This is a genomic window from Leifsonia sp. PS1209 (assembly GCF_012317045.1).
Lineage (GTDB): Bacteria > Actinomycetota > Actinomycetes > Actinomycetales > Microbacteriaceae > Leifsonia.
The window spans coordinates 1,712,162-1,726,208 of record NZ_CP051154.1; the positions used below are offsets into that span (position 1 = coordinate 1,712,162).

General features: G+C 70.4%; 12 protein-coding genes. 3 read left to right on the top strand and 9 right to left on the bottom strand.

Translation table 11 applies throughout. From position 1 onward, the window contains the following. Positions 1–45: 45 nt before the first annotated feature. The 5 genes from HF024_RS08125 to HF024_RS08145 form a co-directional block, all read right to left on the bottom strand. Positions 46–4,257, bottom strand: coding sequence for an SdrD B-like domain-containing protein (locus tag HF024_RS08125; RefSeq protein ID WP_168689235.1), 4,212 nt, complete (start codon positions 4,255–4,257; stop codon positions 46–48). 180 nt (positions 4,258–4,437) lie between these two features. Then, the gene (locus tag HF024_RS08130) at positions 4,438–5,364 is read right to left on the bottom strand and encodes a Ppx/GppA phosphatase family protein (protein WP_168689236.1); all 927 of its coding nucleotides are present in this window, start codon (positions 5,362–5,364) and stop codon (positions 4,438–4,440) included. 32 nt (positions 5,365–5,396) lie between these two features. Continuing rightward, positions 5,397–5,594, bottom strand: coding sequence for a hypothetical protein (locus tag HF024_RS08135; protein WP_085370292.1), 198 nt, complete (start codon positions 5,592–5,594; stop codon positions 5,397–5,399). 22 nt (positions 5,595–5,616) lie between these two features. Continuing rightward, complete coding sequence (locus tag HF024_RS08140; protein ID WP_085370295.1) at positions 5,617–6,123, bottom strand: hypothetical protein; 507 nt, start codon at positions 6,121–6,123, stop codon at positions 5,617–5,619. 55 nt (positions 6,124–6,178) lie between these two features. Further along, complete coding sequence (locus HF024_RS08145; RefSeq protein WP_168689237.1) at positions 6,179–7,858, bottom strand: HAD family acid phosphatase; 1,680 nt, start codon at positions 7,856–7,858, stop codon at positions 6,179–6,181. A gap of 176 nt (positions 7,859–8,034) precedes the next feature. Between HF024_RS08145 and HF024_RS08150 the strand changes: the two genes are divergently transcribed. The 3 genes from HF024_RS08150 (at position 8,035) to sufU (ending at position 10,158) form a co-directional block, all read left to right on the top strand. After that, a complete protein-coding gene (locus HF024_RS08150) occupies positions 8,035–8,361 on the top strand; it encodes a hypothetical protein (RefSeq protein ID WP_085370297.1) in 327 nt (108 codons plus the stop codon). 76 nt (positions 8,362–8,437) lie between these two features. Then, positions 8,438–9,715, top strand: coding sequence for a SufS family cysteine desulfurase (locus HF024_RS08155; RefSeq protein WP_168689238.1), 1,278 nt, complete (start codon positions 8,438–8,440; stop codon positions 9,713–9,715). Beyond that, positions 9,712–10,158, top strand: coding sequence for a Fe-S cluster assembly sulfur transfer protein SufU (gene sufU / locus HF024_RS08160; RefSeq protein WP_168689239.1), 447 nt, complete (start codon positions 9,712–9,714; stop codon positions 10,156–10,158). Before HF024_RS08155 ends, sufU begins: the two co-directional genes overlap by 4 nt. 15 nt (positions 10,159–10,173) lie before the next feature. Here the strand turns inward: sufU and HF024_RS08165 are convergent, their stop codons facing one another. The 4 genes from HF024_RS08165 to HF024_RS08180 all read right to left on the bottom strand — a co-directional run bounded on the left by HF024_RS08165 (position 10,174) and on the right by HF024_RS08180 (position 13,775). Further along, positions 10,174–10,935, bottom strand: coding sequence for an amino acid ABC transporter ATP-binding protein (locus HF024_RS08165; RefSeq protein ID WP_085370301.1), 762 nt, complete (start codon positions 10,933–10,935; stop codon positions 10,174–10,176). Next, on the bottom strand, positions 10,932–11,819 hold the full coding sequence (locus tag HF024_RS08170; RefSeq protein WP_247597365.1) for an amino acid ABC transporter permease: 888 nt from the start codon (positions 11,817–11,819) through the stop codon (positions 10,932–10,934). Before HF024_RS08170 ends, HF024_RS08165 begins: the two co-directional genes overlap by 4 nt. Positions 11,820–11,844: 25 nt before the next feature. Further along, positions 11,845–12,693: an ABC transporter substrate-binding protein gene (locus HF024_RS08175; protein ID WP_168689240.1), complete on the bottom strand. Its 849-nt coding sequence runs from the start codon at positions 12,691–12,693 to the stop codon at positions 11,845–11,847. Positions 12,694–12,806: 113 nt separating this feature from the next. Continuing rightward, complete coding sequence (locus HF024_RS08180) at positions 12,807–13,775, bottom strand: Dyp-type peroxidase (RefSeq protein ID WP_168689241.1); 969 nt, start codon at positions 13,773–13,775, stop codon at positions 12,807–12,809. Between the last annotated feature and the right edge of the window lie 272 nt (positions 13,776–14,047).

Below are 14,047 nucleotides of genomic sequence, written 5' to 3' on the forward strand. Positions count from 1 at the left end.
GGTGAGGTTCGGCGCGGCGAGGCCCGGCGCGGAGCGCCGCGGCGCTCACCCCCGGCCGGGCCTGCGCCTCCTGCGCGTCGCGAGCAGGACCGCGCCGGCTAGCACCGCCGCGAGGGCGAGGGACGTCAGGCCACCGCTGATGTCCGCGCCGGTGGTTGCGAGGCGGCTAGCGGAGGCGCCGGAGGGCGCTGAGGGCGCGCCTGGCGCGTTGACGGGCGGCAGTGGCGTCAGCGGCGGCACAGGGGGCGCCAGCGGCGGAACCGGCGGCGTGGGCGGAACCGGCGGCGTGGGCGGCGCCGGCGGAACCGGCGGCACCGGCGGCGCCACGATCGCCGGCCCCACCACGCCCTGGTCGATATCGCTGCGGTGCTCGCCCGCCCCCAGCGCGATGGTCCCAGTGACGCCCGTGGCCGGGTCGCCGTCCGAGTCGAGCGCGGGGTCCCCGCCCGCTCCCTGCGTCGCGAACGTCTGCCCGGCGCCCAGGCTGGCGGGGGAGAAGGTGACCGTATAACTGCCCGGTCGCAGGTGGTCGAAGACATAGTGGCCGAGGGCGTCCGTGCTCGTGGTCGCCGAGACCGGCGCGCCCGTGATGTCGGTGCCGCTCAGGGTGACCGCGAAGCCGTCGACGCCGGGCTCGCCCGCATCCTGGAGGCCGTTCGCGTTCGCATCCAGCCAGACCGTGTCTCCGATCGAGCCGAACTGCTGCTCGCCGAAGTCGTAGTGGATCGCCGCGTCTCCTGCAGTCAGGGTCACACCGGTCACGGTGTCCGTGCCCGACGTGCCACCGTGGCTCCCGACGAACGACGACGGGGTGGTGGAGGTGAACCCGTCCGGCTGGGTCTGGGTGACCGCGTACGTTCCGGGGATGAGGCCGACAAAACCGGCAACGGGGGCCGTCGCGGGACGCGCGCAGTCCGGCCGGTCGGCGTACACCGTCTCACCTGCGGCGAACGCGTAGTACCCGGAGGCGTTGGTGCACGCGTACAGGGTGACGGCGGCGCCGCGCTCGTCGGTGCCGGTGAGCGTGATGAGGACGCCGGGCAGTCCGGAGTCCGGCGCGCTGAGCGCGTCGTCGTAGTCCGTGTCGACGAAGACGGTCCCCGCGAGGGATGCCCGGCTGAGGAACGCCGCGTTGGCCTGCGCCTGGGCGTCGCCGTCGCTGACCGCATCCGGCGACTGGAACAACCGGACGCTGTTCGGGGCGCTCGAATACCCGCCGAGCGGCGCCGTCGCGGTGTACGTGATCGTGAACGACGAGTGCGCGGGCATCGTGAACGGTCCAGCGGTGATCCCGTCGGCGGCCGAGGTGAGCGGTGCCGGACAGCTCGCGCCGACGACGCCGTCCGTCGCGCGCGGCGACGGGGAGCAGGTCACGGCGCCGAACCCCGTCGGGTTGTCGGCGCGCAGGGTCGCATCCAGCGGGTCGGCGAGGGAGGCCGTGCGGCTCTGGTCGGAGTAGTTCGTGAAAACCGACGTGTACACGATGGTCTCGCCTGCGTACGCGACCGTCGGGTCGACCGTCTTGGTCACCGACAGGCCGGCGCTGCCAGGGCGGGGCCCGACGGTCGCCCTGTCGATCACGGTCGGCCACTTCAGCGGGTCGTCGTCGGATGCTCCGAACATCGCCCGGTTGGTGAGGTCGCCGGACGGAGTGCGCGGGAGTGCCATGGTCACCGTGAAGGTCACCGACGATCCCGCGGACATGGTGGCTGCACCGTCGCCGGGCGTGGACCAGGATGCGTCGAAGAGTGCGGCGAACGACGGGTCGGCGTCCTGCCCGACCGGCGAGGTCGCGCCGTCGACGCCCTGACGGGACCCGGGGTGCACGGTGTAGTCCGGGCAGGACGCTCCCGCGCCTGCCACGCAGGTCACCGTCGTGTGAGCGAGGTCGACCTCCGCCAGGGACAGCTCGGCCGCGCTCGTGAAGGCGTCCCGCAGGCGAGGAACCTCGAGTCCCGAGGTGGACGTGTTGGTCGCCGTGATCGTGAAGGTCGCGTCCCCGTCGGTGTCGAAGTACGGAGAGGTCGCGGTCTTCACCACGCTCAGCGAGGTGGTGCAGGTGGGATGGTCGACCGAGAACTCGACGAAGTCCGAGTTGTTGCCGTACGGGTCCCGGTCGACGAGGTCGGGGGCGATCCCGGTCGGGACGCTGACGAAGTTATTGCCGGCGATGGCAGCGCTCTGCGGGCTGCACTGCGCGAACTCTGGCTTGATCAGCGGGGCGCGGTACGGCACCGTGAGGCGGATCTCGCCGCCGACCGGCATCGCGGCGGGGTCGCCTGCCGGTGTCGAGATGTCGTAGTGCAGCAGCTCGGTGTCGGTCATCCTGGTGGTCGGGTCGAACCAGAAGTCCGGGTTCCCGTCCGTCTCCGGGGGAGCGGTCGGGCAGGCGGCGCCGTTGGCGACAGACTGGCAGGTGATCTTGTCGGCGACGATGCCTGTCCCGCTCGTCCCCGTTGCCGGCTGGTACATCGGGTTGAAGCCGATGCTGGCCTGGTCGTCGATGGTGTACTCGGTGAGGTCGGTGCTGTCGACCGTGTTGTTGGTCACGTCGAGCAGGAAGTAGACCAGCTGCCCGGGACGCAACGCCCCGGCGGGGGTCGTGGCTGCGGCATCGAGGAACGGCCCGGTCTTCACCACGCCCAGGTCGTATGGACGAGACGCGCAGTCCCGACCCTGCAGTGCGTCGGAGCGCACGACGCGGCCGTTGTTTCCCTGAAACGTGCCGAACACGTCGTCGTCCCCGGTCGAATGGGCGTCAGTTCCCGCGTCCGTCCAGACGAGGGTGCGGAACGCCACCGTCGCCGGGCGGCACAGCATCGCGTCGTCGATGTTCTGATACGTGCCGTGATAGGTGACGGTCAGAGTGCCGCCGGCGGGGACGCTGACAGAGCCGCTCCGGATGCGTTCGCTCTCCGGCGTCGCGCCGGTTCCGTCGACCGCCCAGGATGCTGGACAGCTGGCCCCGCCGGTCGCGGTGCAGGTGATCGCGGCCAGGTCGAAGGTGGAGGCCGCGCCGGAGAGCCGGGCGGGTGCCTCCGCCTGGAGGTACGCGTCGGTGATGCCGTCCGGCCCGGCGTTGGAGTACGTGGCCGTGTACGCGAACGGTCCGCCCGGCGCCCACGCTCCGGCCGCGGGGACGGCGTCCGCCGCGTCGGTGCGCAGGTCGAAGTTCCGGCAGGCGGGCGGCGTCCACGTCGTCTCGGCGTGGGCGGTGTTGTCCGCGACAGAGCCGTCGGTCTCCGCCGGGACACCCGCGAGCGTGTCGACGTCGAACGGCCAGGTCACCGGCGCACTGCCGCAGCCCGGGGTTCCCCGCGTGTACGTGACGCGCAGGACGATGCTGCGACCGGGCTGGAGACCGGACACCTGCGCGCCGCCTCCCGCTGTCGTGGCGGCGATCGGGCCACCGCCGACCCCGGTCACGGCCGAGCAGTCGCCGGTGGACGCCGCCTGGTCGCAGCTGACGCCCGAGAACGCCGGATCGCCCGGGCTCGCGGGGGCAGCCGCCGCGACCGGGATGCCGGAGGACCACTGCGCGGTGAGCAGGTCGAAGGTTTGCGAGCCGGTGTTGGTGATGGTCACGTCCGCGACCAGGCCGGCCGGGTCGTGGTCGTCGAGGGTGACGGCGACGCCGTGCGCGAAGCCCGCGAGCGTGTACTGGTAGGTGAGGTCGGCGGTGTTCGTGCGCGGGGCGAGGTCGCCGAGCGGCGAGGAGACCTCGATGGACGCGCGCGCCGACTGCGTGCTGGTCGCGATGTGCTGTGCGGTGGCGGTGAAGGTCAGCTTCCCGCCCTGGGGCACCGCGAGCCCGGTGGCGCTGACGGCCCCGGTGGCTGTGGCGAAGGTCCACCGCCCGGTCGGGCAGACGGCGCCGCCGGTGGCCGTGCAGTGGATGCCCGCCGTCCACCAGTCGACCGGCTTCCCGGAGGCGTCTGTGCCGTCGAACGTCGGAACGATCAGCGTGACGTCGCCGTCGGTGAGCGGCACGGCGACGGAGTTCTCCACGGTGAACGTGAACGTCGAGGTGTCGTGCCACCCCACGGTGGTGCGGTCGGTCGCGATGTTCACCACAGCATCCGGGGCTGCCGTCGCGGCGAGGGCGGCGGGCGCCCAGCCGGCGACGACGAGCAGCGCAGCGGTGGCGGTGGCGGTCAGCGCGCGGGCCGCGAGGCGGGGGAGGCGCGCGTGGCGGCGGTGGCGGTGGTGGATAGGCGTGCCGGCGCTGGCGCGATGGCGAGGAGGTACGGAGGGCATGACGATGGAGCTTTCCCGGGTGTGCACGGGGATCCCGTGCGGAAGATGCGGCTACGGCCCACGTCGGGTTGGGGCCGATGTCCACGGATATTGCTCGCAAGGTTAGGCGGCGGGAAAAGGCCGCGACTATCCCGTGTGGGACGCATCCTGTCCACAATCGGCCACGAGGGCCCAGCCGGGTCAGCCCAGGTGGTCGAGGTAACGCAGGATGATGCCCTCGCGGAGCGCCCACGGGCAGACTTCGAGCTCATCCACGCCGAAGGCGCGCATCGTCTCGCGGAGGACGACGCCGCCCGCGACGATCTGGAACGTGCGGTCCGCGGTGATCCCGGGCAGCGCCGTGCGTGCATCGGCCGGCAGCTGCGCGAGGCGCGGCACCCAGTCGGACAGCTCCGACCGCTTCAGCAGGCTGCGCTCGGTTCCGCCGGGGCCAGGCGCCGTCGACCCGGCGAGGCGGGCCAGGGAACGGATGGTCTTGGAGGTGCCGACCACGTGGCTCCCGGATGCGCGGGAGCCGAATTGCGCAACCGCATTCTGCAGGACCGCGCGGGCGTGCATCCGGAGCGCGTCGACCTGGGATGCGGTGGGCGGGTCGTCGTGGAGGAACCCGATGGTGCTGCGGCCGGCGCCGAGCGGGACGGACACCGCGATGTCCGGGTACTCGTCGCGGCCGGAGGCGATCTCCAGCGAACCGCCGCCGATGTCGAACAGCAGCAGGTCGCCGGCCGACCAGCCCGACCAGCGGCGCACAGCGAGGAAGGTCAGCTTCGCCTCGTCCTCGCCGGACAGCACCTGCAGGTCGACGCCGGTCTCCGCGGTGATGCGCGCGAGCAGCTCAGGGCCGTTGCTGGCCTCGCGGATGGCGGACGTGGCGAACGGCAGCAGTTCCTCGATGCCCTCCTGCTCCGCCACCCGCATCGCAGACGCGATGGCGTCCAGGATGGCCTGGCAGCCCTCGTCGCTGATCGCGCCGTCCGCGGTGATGTAGCGCATCAGCCGCAGCACGGACTTGTGGGTGGCGGCCGGGATGGGGCGGGCGCCGGGGTGAGCATCGACGACGAGAAGGTGGATGGTGTTCGAACCGACGTCGAGAACTCCGAGGCGCATAGTCAGACAGTACTGGCTCAGACAGTACTGGCTCAGCGCCCCTGCCTGTGACGCACCCAGAACCCGATCAGCACGCCGCCGCCGATCGCCACGAGTACGCCGATCCCGCGCACGATCCACTGGGTCTGGCCGGTCGCGGCGTCGAAGATCAGCGGCGCGCCGAGACCGACGGCGACGAGGAGGATGCCGCCGATCAAGAACCAGGGGGAACCGTTCGTGCGCTCGACCATGCTCACGAGGATACCGGTGCGGTCACCGCGCGCGGGGCCACCCGTCGTCGAAGGGGGCGGAGAGGGCTGGATCGACCTTCTCCGGTGTGGGCTGCTGGGTCTCGAGTCGCTTGAGGCGGCGTCCGGAGGTGACGTACAGCACAGTGAGGACGAGGAACTCGATCGCCCCGGCAACAGCGCTCGCCGTGGCGGTCTCCGTTAGCGGGTGGCGGCTGTTCCCGACGAACAGGCTGAGCGAGGTCATGACGGTGAGGAAGCCGAACAGGATCCCCAGGCGGCGGCTCAGTTTCGCCCTCGCGGTCATCCGCCACCAGGGCCGGGGAGGATCGCGCAGCTCGTCCGCTCCGCGGAAGATCCGCGCGCCGACCAGATAGAGCGCGAGGTCGGCGACGGTGGAGAAGACCACCCACGCCAGCGAGTTGCCGGTGGTCGCGATGATCGCCCGCACCCCGAGCCCGACGACGCACCACCCGACGACCGCATAGGCCCACTTGCCCCGCACCGTCGTGATCCTGAGCGGCTTCCGCATCCGCACCTCCCTTGCCGGAGTCAGCGTACTGGACGCCGACCCCGGCAGGGGCGATCTACGGCAGGTAGTACGTCGGGTTCGGCAGCTTCACCGCGCGGTCGGCCGAGCCGCCGATCAGGTCGCTGAACTGGTCGCCGTAGTTGGCGACGATGTCGTACTTGCCGCCGGCGGCAGACTCGACGTGGGCCCTGGTCTGCGACTTGTACTCGATCGTCGTGCACTTGGCCGTGGCGCAGGTGATGTACGACGGCTGTTGGGAGGCGCCGACGCCCGTCCACTTGGTGTAGTAGTTCTGCGGGGTGAAGCCGGTGTATCCGACCTTGGCGAGGTTGCCGAGGGTGGCGACCTTCTGGTCGTCGTTGCGTCCGGTGAGGCCGATCAGCGTGCATCCGGACTTCTGGGCGACCGCGGCGAGCGTGGTCATCGACGGGGTGGCGGGGAAGCGCTGGTCCTGCACCCAGACGTCCTGCTCGGCCGGGTTGAAGGTGAAGTGCATGTCCGCCACCTCCATGTCGTACGTCCACAGGGTGGTGTCGTCGGCGTCGAGGACGATGGCGGGGTTCTTGTGCAGCTTCTTCTCCACGAAGCAGGTCGCGGCGAGCACCGGCAGCTGCCGGAGCACCAGGCTGCGCATCTCGCGGATGTACGGGGAGTCCGTCTTGTTCGCGATGCCCGTGCCCGGGTCGCCGTAGTAGGTGGCGATCGTGGACTTCACCGAGTCGATGTTCGGGATGCCCTCACCGCCCTGGGTCGCGCCGCTCGTGCCGTCCGGCGCCATCGTGAAGTGGGTGCGCGGCGACAGGGCCGGCTCGCTCACGCCGGGGAGGTCGGGGGAGGGCAGGTAGTACGTGGGGTTCGGCAGCTTCAGCGCGCGCGTGGCGTATCCGCCCTGCAGGTCGGACCACTGGTCGCCCACGTTGAGGTCGATCGTGTATCCGAGATCCTGGATGTGCTTCCTGGTGAGCGCCTTGTACTCGACCGTGGTGCACTTCGCCGTGGCGCAGGTGATGTACGACGGCTGCTGGGAGGCGCCGACGCCGGTCCACTTGGTGTAGAAGTTCTCCGCGGTGAACGGCGTGTATCCGACCTTGGACAGGTTGCCGAGGGTGGCGGCCTTCTGGTCGTCGTTGCGGCCGGTGAGGCCGAAGACGCTGAAGCCGATGGCCGCGGCCTTGTTCACGAAGGCGACCATCGCCGGGGTGGCGGGGAAGCGCTGGTCCTGCACCCACACGTTCTGTTCGGCCGGGTTGAAGGTGAAGTGCATGTCCGCCACCTCCATGTCGTACGTCCACAGGGTGGTGTCGTCGGCGTCGAAGACGATCGCGGGCTTCTCGCCCCTGGCCTTTGCCGCCGCGTACTCGGCCTGCAGCTTCGCCGTCTCGCCGGCCACGATCGCCGACATCTCGCTGATGTACGGCGACGCCGTCTTGTTCGAGATGCCGGTGCCGGGGTCGCCGTAGTAGGTGGCGATGGTCTTCTTGACCGAGTCGATGTTCGGGATGCCCTCCCCGCCCTGCGTCGCACCGCTCGTGCCGTCCGGCGCCATCGTGAAGGAGGTGCGCGGCGCGAGCTGCTGCCCGTGGCCGTTTCCGTGCCCCGGTCCCGGGTCCCAGGCGGACGCGGCGGACACGTCGACCACGCCGAAGCCGACGACGATGGCCAGCACGCCCGCTGCCCCGGCGGCGAGGCGGGTGCGGCGCGGATGGGCGGTTCTCTCGGTGGACCTGAGCAACATTGCAGACACCAATCGATCAAGGGGGTCCACCCCCGAACGGGGGTCTGGGAGCACACTAGCCGGATGCGGTCTGACGCGCCAGACGCGCTCGGCCGGCCCGCGCGAATGAGCGCATGTCCCGTGGCTCCCGAGGCCGGGCCTTGTCTGCTGGAACGCGGGTGGCCTAGCATCTCGCCATGACCGACGCATCGCCGACCGTGGCCTTCGACCTGCTCACCACCCGCCTGCTCGACGACCCGGACGACGACGTCGTCGCGACGGAGAAGGGCCTGAACGTCCACGGGAAGCTGTTCGCGTTCCTCGACGGGGACGCCCTGGTGGTCGATCTGCCCGCCGCGAGGGCGCTCGACCTGGTGGACCGCGGGATCGCCTCACCCGCATCCGGAGGGGTGGTGGATGCGCGCGGCTCGTGGGTTGCGATCGGCGACGTGGAGGACTGGCAGGAGCTCGCCTCCGAGGCGCACCAGTTCGTCGGGGAACCGCCGGTCGGCCGCGACTCCTGACGGGCGGAGTCTGCGCATCCGGGAATGCCGTAACCCTCGACTGCATTGCAGTTTGAGGAAGTAAGGTTTTCAACGCATGCACACCGACACCATCGATCTCACCCGAATCCGCGCGGACTTCCCGATCCTCGGCCGCGAGGTCAACGGGCACCCGTTCGTCTATCTCGACTCCGGAGCGACCTCGCAGAAGCCGCGCCAGGTGCTCGACGCCGAACGCTCCTTCGTCGAGCAGTACACCTCGGCCGTCCACCGCGGCGCGCACACCGTCGCCGGCGAGGCCACCGAGCTGTTCGAGGACGCGCGCGCACGCGTCGCCTCCTTCGTCGGCGTCGACGCCGACGAGCTGGTGTGGACGTCCAACGCGACGGAGGGCATCAACCTGCTCGCGTACAGCATCTCGAACGCGTCGCTCGGGCGCGGGGGAGACGCGGCGGCGCGGTTCAGGATCGGGGAGGGCGACGAGATCGTCGTCACGGAGTCCGAGCACCACGCGAACCTCGTGCCGTGGCAGGAGCTCGCCGCCAGGACCGGAGCGACGCTCTCGGTGATCGGCCTGCACGACGACGGACAGCTCCGCCTCGACGAGGCCGCCGCCGTCATCACGCCGCGCACGAAGATCGTCGCGTTCACCCACGTCTCCAACGTGCTCGGCGCGATCAATCCGGTCGAGACGCTCGTCGCCCTCGCCCGGGAGGTCGGTGCGCTCACCGTCCTCGACGCCTGCCAGTCCGCGCCGCACCTGGCGCTCGACCTGCACGCCGCCGGCGTCGACTTCGCCGTGTTCTCCGGCCACAAGATGCTGGGGCCCACCGGCATCGGCGCGCTCTACGGCCGCCGCGAACTGCTGAACGCCCTTCCGCCGTTCCTCACCGGCGGCTCCATGATCACCACGGTCACGCTCACCGGCGCCGAGTACCTCCCGGCGCCGCAGCGGTTCGAGGCGGGGACGCAGCGCGTCTCCCAGGCCGTCGCGCTCGCTGCCGCTGTGGACTACCTCGACGCGGTCGGGATGGCCGCCATCGAGGCGCACGAGGAGGAGCTGGGGGCGCGCATCCTGGACGGGCTGGCCGAGATCCCCGGCGTGCGCGTGCTCGGACCTGGGCGCGACGTGCCGAGGGTCGGGCTCGCAAGCTTTGTGGTGGACGGCATCCACTCGCACGATATCGGCCAGTTCCTCGACGACCGCGGCATCGCGGTGCGCGTCGGCCACCACTGCGCCCAGCCGGTGCACCGCCGCTTCGGCGCGACGGCCAGCACCCGCATCAGCACCTACCTCTACAGCACCGCGGACGAAGTGGATGCGGCCGTCGCGGCCGTCGCCGACGCCCGCTCCTTCTTCGGAGTCGACCGATGAGCACGTCCGACCTACAGAACCTCTACCAGCAGGTCATCCTCGACCACGCCAAGGAGAAGCACGGCTACGGCCTGCGACCGGATGCGGCGGGAAGCTCGCACCAGCTCAACCCGACCTGCGGAGACGAGGTGACGCTCAACGTGCATCCATCGGCGGAGGGCGGCGTCGCGTCGATCAGCTGGGAGGGGCACGGCTGCTCCATCTCGACGGCGTCGGCGTCGCTCCTCAGCGACATCGTGCACGACGTGTCGCGCGAGGAGCTGGCCGATGCGGTGGCCGCGTTCCGTGAGCTGATGCAGTCGAAGGGCACGATCGACGGCGACGAAGAGCTGCTCGGCGACGCCGTCGCCCTCGCCGGCGTCTCGAAGTACGTCACGCGCATCAAGTGCGCCATGCTGCCGTGGGTGGCGCTGGAGGACGCGCTGGCCACGTCGGCCGCGTAGAGACAGCAGCGGCCGTCAGGCGACCCAGCCGGAGAACCGCGCGAGGAACTCGCGGGTGCGCTGCTCGCGCGGCGCGCCGAACAGTTCCGACGGCGACCCCTGCTCGGCGATCACGCCCGCGTCGAGGAACACCACGCGGTCTGCGACGTCGCGCGCGAACGCCATCTCGTGCGTCGCCATGACGATGGTCGTGCCGGACGCCTTCAGGTCGCGCACCAGTTCCAGCACCTCGCCGACCAGTTCGGGATCGAGGGCGCTGGTGACCTCGTCGAGCAGTAGGAGCTCCGGGTCGGTCGCAATGGCGCGCACGATGGCGGCGCGCTGCTGCTGACCGCCGGAGAGCCGGTCCGGGAACTCCTTCGCCTTGTCGCCGAGGCCGATCGCCGCCAGCAGTTCGTGCGCCTTCGCCTCCGCCGCCCTGCGCGGGATGCGGTGCACGCGGCGGCTGGCGAGCGTCACGTTGTCGAGCACGGACAGGTGCGGGAACAGGTTGTAGTGCTGGAACACCACGCCGATGCGGCCGCGTACCGCATCCATCCGGGTGCGGGGATCGCTGATGTCGTCCCCGACGAGGAAGATCTGCCCGTCGTCGATGGGCTCCAGGAGGTTGATCGTGCGCAGCAGCGTCGACTTGCCTGACCCGCTCGCGCCGATCAAAGCCACCACCTCGTGCCGGTGCACGTCCAGGTCGATGCCGCGCAGCACCTCCGTGTCGCCGAACCGCTTGCGCAGCCCGGTCAGCCGGAGCACGGGCTCCGCGGTGTCCTGGTCGCTCATACGACGCTCCCGATCTGCTCGCGCCTGCGCACCCGCGCCGAATACCAGTCGGTGAGCCGGATCATCGGAAGCGCCAGGACCACGAAGAGCAGCCCGGCGAGCACGTACGGGGTGAAGTTGTATGTGGCGGCCGTCTCGATCTGCGCGGCGCGCACAGCATCCACTGCTCCCAGGATGGAGATGAGGCCGACGTCCTTCTGCATGGCGACGAAGTCGTTCATCAGCGCGGGCGTGACCTTGCGGACCGCCTGGGGCAGGATCACCAGCCGCAGGGTCTGGTAGTGGCTGAGGCCGAGGCCGCGGGCCGCCAGCCGCTGGGAGGGATGCACGGCCTCGATCCCGGCGCGGAACACCTCGGACACGTATGCCGAGTAGACCAGGATGAGCGCGATGGTGCCCCAGAACTCGGCGGGCATGCGCGGGAAGACGCCGAGCCCGGGCAGGCCGAAGCCGACGAGGTACAGCACGATGATCAGCGGCATTCCGCGGAACAGGTCGGTGTAGCCCGCCGCCAGCGCGCGCAGCGGGAAGAAGATCGGCCCGCGCAGGGTGCGCGTCGTGGCGATCAGGATGCTCACGATCAGCACCCCGATCGCGGCGACGATCAGCACCCGGATGTTGAGCAGCAGCCCCTCGAACACTCGCGGCCACGCCTGCACGGCCACGGCGGGGTCGAAGAAGGTCTGCTGCACGGCGGCCCAGCCGGGGGTGTTGATGACGAAGAACCAGGCGACGACGGCGACGACGATGGTGCTGGCGAGGCTGATCAGCACGGAGCGCGTCGTCTGCCTGCGCCGGAACGTGCGCCGGCCGAGCTCGACGGCGCTGGGCTGGTCGACGTCGCTGGGCTGCCCGGCGGCGCCCGGTTGCTGGATGGTGCTCACCCGTTGAACGTTAGCCGGTCGGCCGCTACTTCAGCACCGGGGCGTTGCCGTCGGTGGCGAGCCACTTGGCGGCCAGCGTGTCCAGGGTTCCGTCGGTGCGCAGCGCGTCGACCGCGGCCGTCACCTTCGTGGTGAGCGGGCTGCCCTTGGCGAGCACCAGACCGAACTGGTCGCCGTCCTGTCCGGACGCCTTCGGCAGCTGACCGACGATCTTCCCGTCCTTCAACTCGGCGTCGCGCAGGTAGAAGGCGGTCGGCAGGTCGACGACGATCGCATCCACCTGCTTGTTCTCCAGGGCGAGCTTGGCGTCGTCGTTGGAGTTGAACGCCTGCACGCCGCCGGAGGGCGCGATCTGCTTCTCCGCCGCCGTGAAGCTGGTGGTGGCCGACTGGGCGCCGATGGAGAGCTTCTTGAGGTCGGCGAGTGAGGTCGCCTTCGCCGCGGGGGAGGCGCCGGTGGTGACGACCACCTGCGTGGTCTCGTAGTACGGAGAGGAGAAGTCGACGGCCTTCTTGCGCTCGTCGGTGATGGAGAACTGCTGCAGGTTGAAGTCGAAGGTCTTCGGTCCGGGGGCGATGGCCTGGTCGAACGTGGTGCGCACCCAGGTGACGTCGGTCTTCGCGAAGCCGAGCTTGTCCGCGACCGCGTACGCGACGGCGGCCTCGAAGCCCTTGCCGGACTCCGGCTTGTCGTCGATCACCCACGGCGAGTATGCGGGCTCCGCCGTGGCGATGGTGAGCTTGCCGGGCGTGACGTACGCGTCGTCGGCCTTCGTGCTTGCCGAGCCGGTGGATCCGGAGCCGGACGCGCATCCGGTGAGGGCGAGCGCTGCGGCCGCGACGACGGCGGCGACGGTGAGGATGCGGCGGGACATGGCGACTCCGGGCTGTGATCGGGGGCGGGGTGCGTGCGGGTCTCTCAGCATGGCGCATCCTGCGCCGCGCGGGCAACGCGGCCGGTCACAGTGTTACGCCGGAGGCGCGGCGGTCAGTCGCCCAGCGCGTTCAGGATGGCGCGGGGCGGCGCGAAGAACGTGGTTCCCGTCGCCGCCGTGGAGAAGTCCAGGATGCGGTCGTAGCTGCCCTCCGGGTCTCCGACGAACATCCGCTGCAGCATCCGCTCGATCACCCACAGGGCGCGCGAGTACCCGATGAAGTACGTGCCGAACTCGCCGTGCCCGACCCGGCCGAACGGCATGTTGTCGCGCAGGATGTCGTGCTCGACGCCCGCCTCGTCGGTGATCGTGGCGAGGGTCTTGTGGGACTTCTGGCCGTACTCGGCGTCGTCCAGTTCCACGTTGTCGAGCTTGGTGCGGCCGATCACCCCCTCCTGGGCCGGTGTCGGCAGTGCTCCCCACTTCGTGAGGTCGTGCAGGTACTTCTGCACCACGACGTAGCTGCCTCCTGCGAACTCGGGGTCCTCGTCTCCGACGAGCGTCGACGACGCCATCTCCCCGTCGGCGGGGTTCGCGGTGCCGTCCACGAATCCCAGCAGGTCGCGGGAGTCGAAGTAGCGGAAGCCGGTGACCTCGTCGACCACCTGGACGCTGTCGCCGAGGGCGCCCAGCAGCAGCCGCTCGAACTCGAAGGTGAAGTCGCCGCGCTCCGCCCTGATGTGGAACAGCAGGTCGCCCGGGGTGGAAACGGCGGTGTGCACCGGTCCGCGGATCTCGGTGAACGGGTGCAGCTCGCGGGGGAGACCGCGCCCGGTGAGCCTCGTCCAGATGCCCGCGCCGATCGCGACGTTGCAGGAGAGGTGGGCGTTCAGGTCGCGGAAGCCGACCGTCTTGACCAGGCCGGACAGGTCGGAGAGCACGTCCTTCACCGTGGAGAAGGCCTCGTCGGAGTCCGCGACGGACACCACGAGGAAAACGGCGGAACGGGAGAGCGGGGCATCGACGCTCTGGGCGTCGATCGGGACGCGCTGCCAGGCGTGGTCGCCGGTGTCGGAGGTCATGGGGAGAGTCTGCCGCACATCCCCGGTCCGCAGGAAGAGCGGCCGCACTCAGGTAACGGAAAGGTAACGATGGCAGGGCCCGAGTGATCCGCATCAGCACGCGGATGTCGGTGTATGCCGCCGACGGAATGTGCCGTGAAATGCAGAATCTCGATTGGCTTTCTGTACAAACACATTGATAACGTCGAGTCGCCCCGTTGGCCGTGACCGGCAGAAACGGGGCCGCAACAACCCAGCCCGCGTTCCGGGAATGAGGGGCCGAGGTGTACACC

Bases quoted from the DNA above. Each gene is read 5' to 3' on its own strand.
- HF024_RS08150 (WP_085370297.1), top strand. From the start codon at position 8,035: ATGACCGACGCATCGCCGACCGTGGCCTTCGACCTGCTCACCACCCGC.
- HF024_RS08175 (WP_168689240.1), bottom strand. From the start codon at position 12,693: ATGTCCCGCCGCATCCTCACCGTCGCCGCCGTCGTCGCGGCCGCAGCG.
- sufU (WP_168689239.1), top strand. From the start codon at position 9,712: ATGAGCACGTCCGACCTACAGAACCTCTACCAGCAGGTCATCCTCGAC.
- HF024_RS08135 (WP_085370292.1), bottom strand. From the start codon at position 5,594: ATGGTCGAGCGCACGAACGGTTCCCCCTGGTTCTTGATCGGCGGCATC.
- HF024_RS08155 (WP_168689238.1), top strand. From the start codon at position 8,438: ATGCACACCGACACCATCGATCTCACCCGAATCCGCGCGGACTTCCCG.
- HF024_RS08125 (WP_168689235.1), bottom strand. From the start codon at position 4,257: ATGCCCTCCGTACCTCCTCGCCATCGCGCCAGCGCCGGCACGCCTATC.
- HF024_RS08145 (WP_168689237.1), bottom strand. From the start codon at position 7,858: ATGTTGCTCAGGTCCACCGAGAGAACCGCCCATCCGCGCCGCACCCGC.
- HF024_RS08130 (WP_168689236.1), bottom strand. From the start codon at position 5,364: ATGCGCCTCGGAGTTCTCGACGTCGGTTCGAACACCATCCACCTTCTC.
- HF024_RS08180 (WP_168689241.1), bottom strand. From the start codon at position 13,775: ATGACCTCCGACACCGGCGACCACGCCTGGCAGCGCGTCCCGATCGAC.
- HF024_RS08165 (WP_085370301.1), bottom strand. From the start codon at position 10,935: ATGAGCGACCAGGACACCGCGGAGCCCGTGCTCCGGCTGACCGGGCTG.
- HF024_RS08140 (WP_085370295.1), bottom strand. From the start codon at position 6,123: ATGCGGAAGCCGCTCAGGATCACGACGGTGCGGGGCAAGTGGGCCTAT.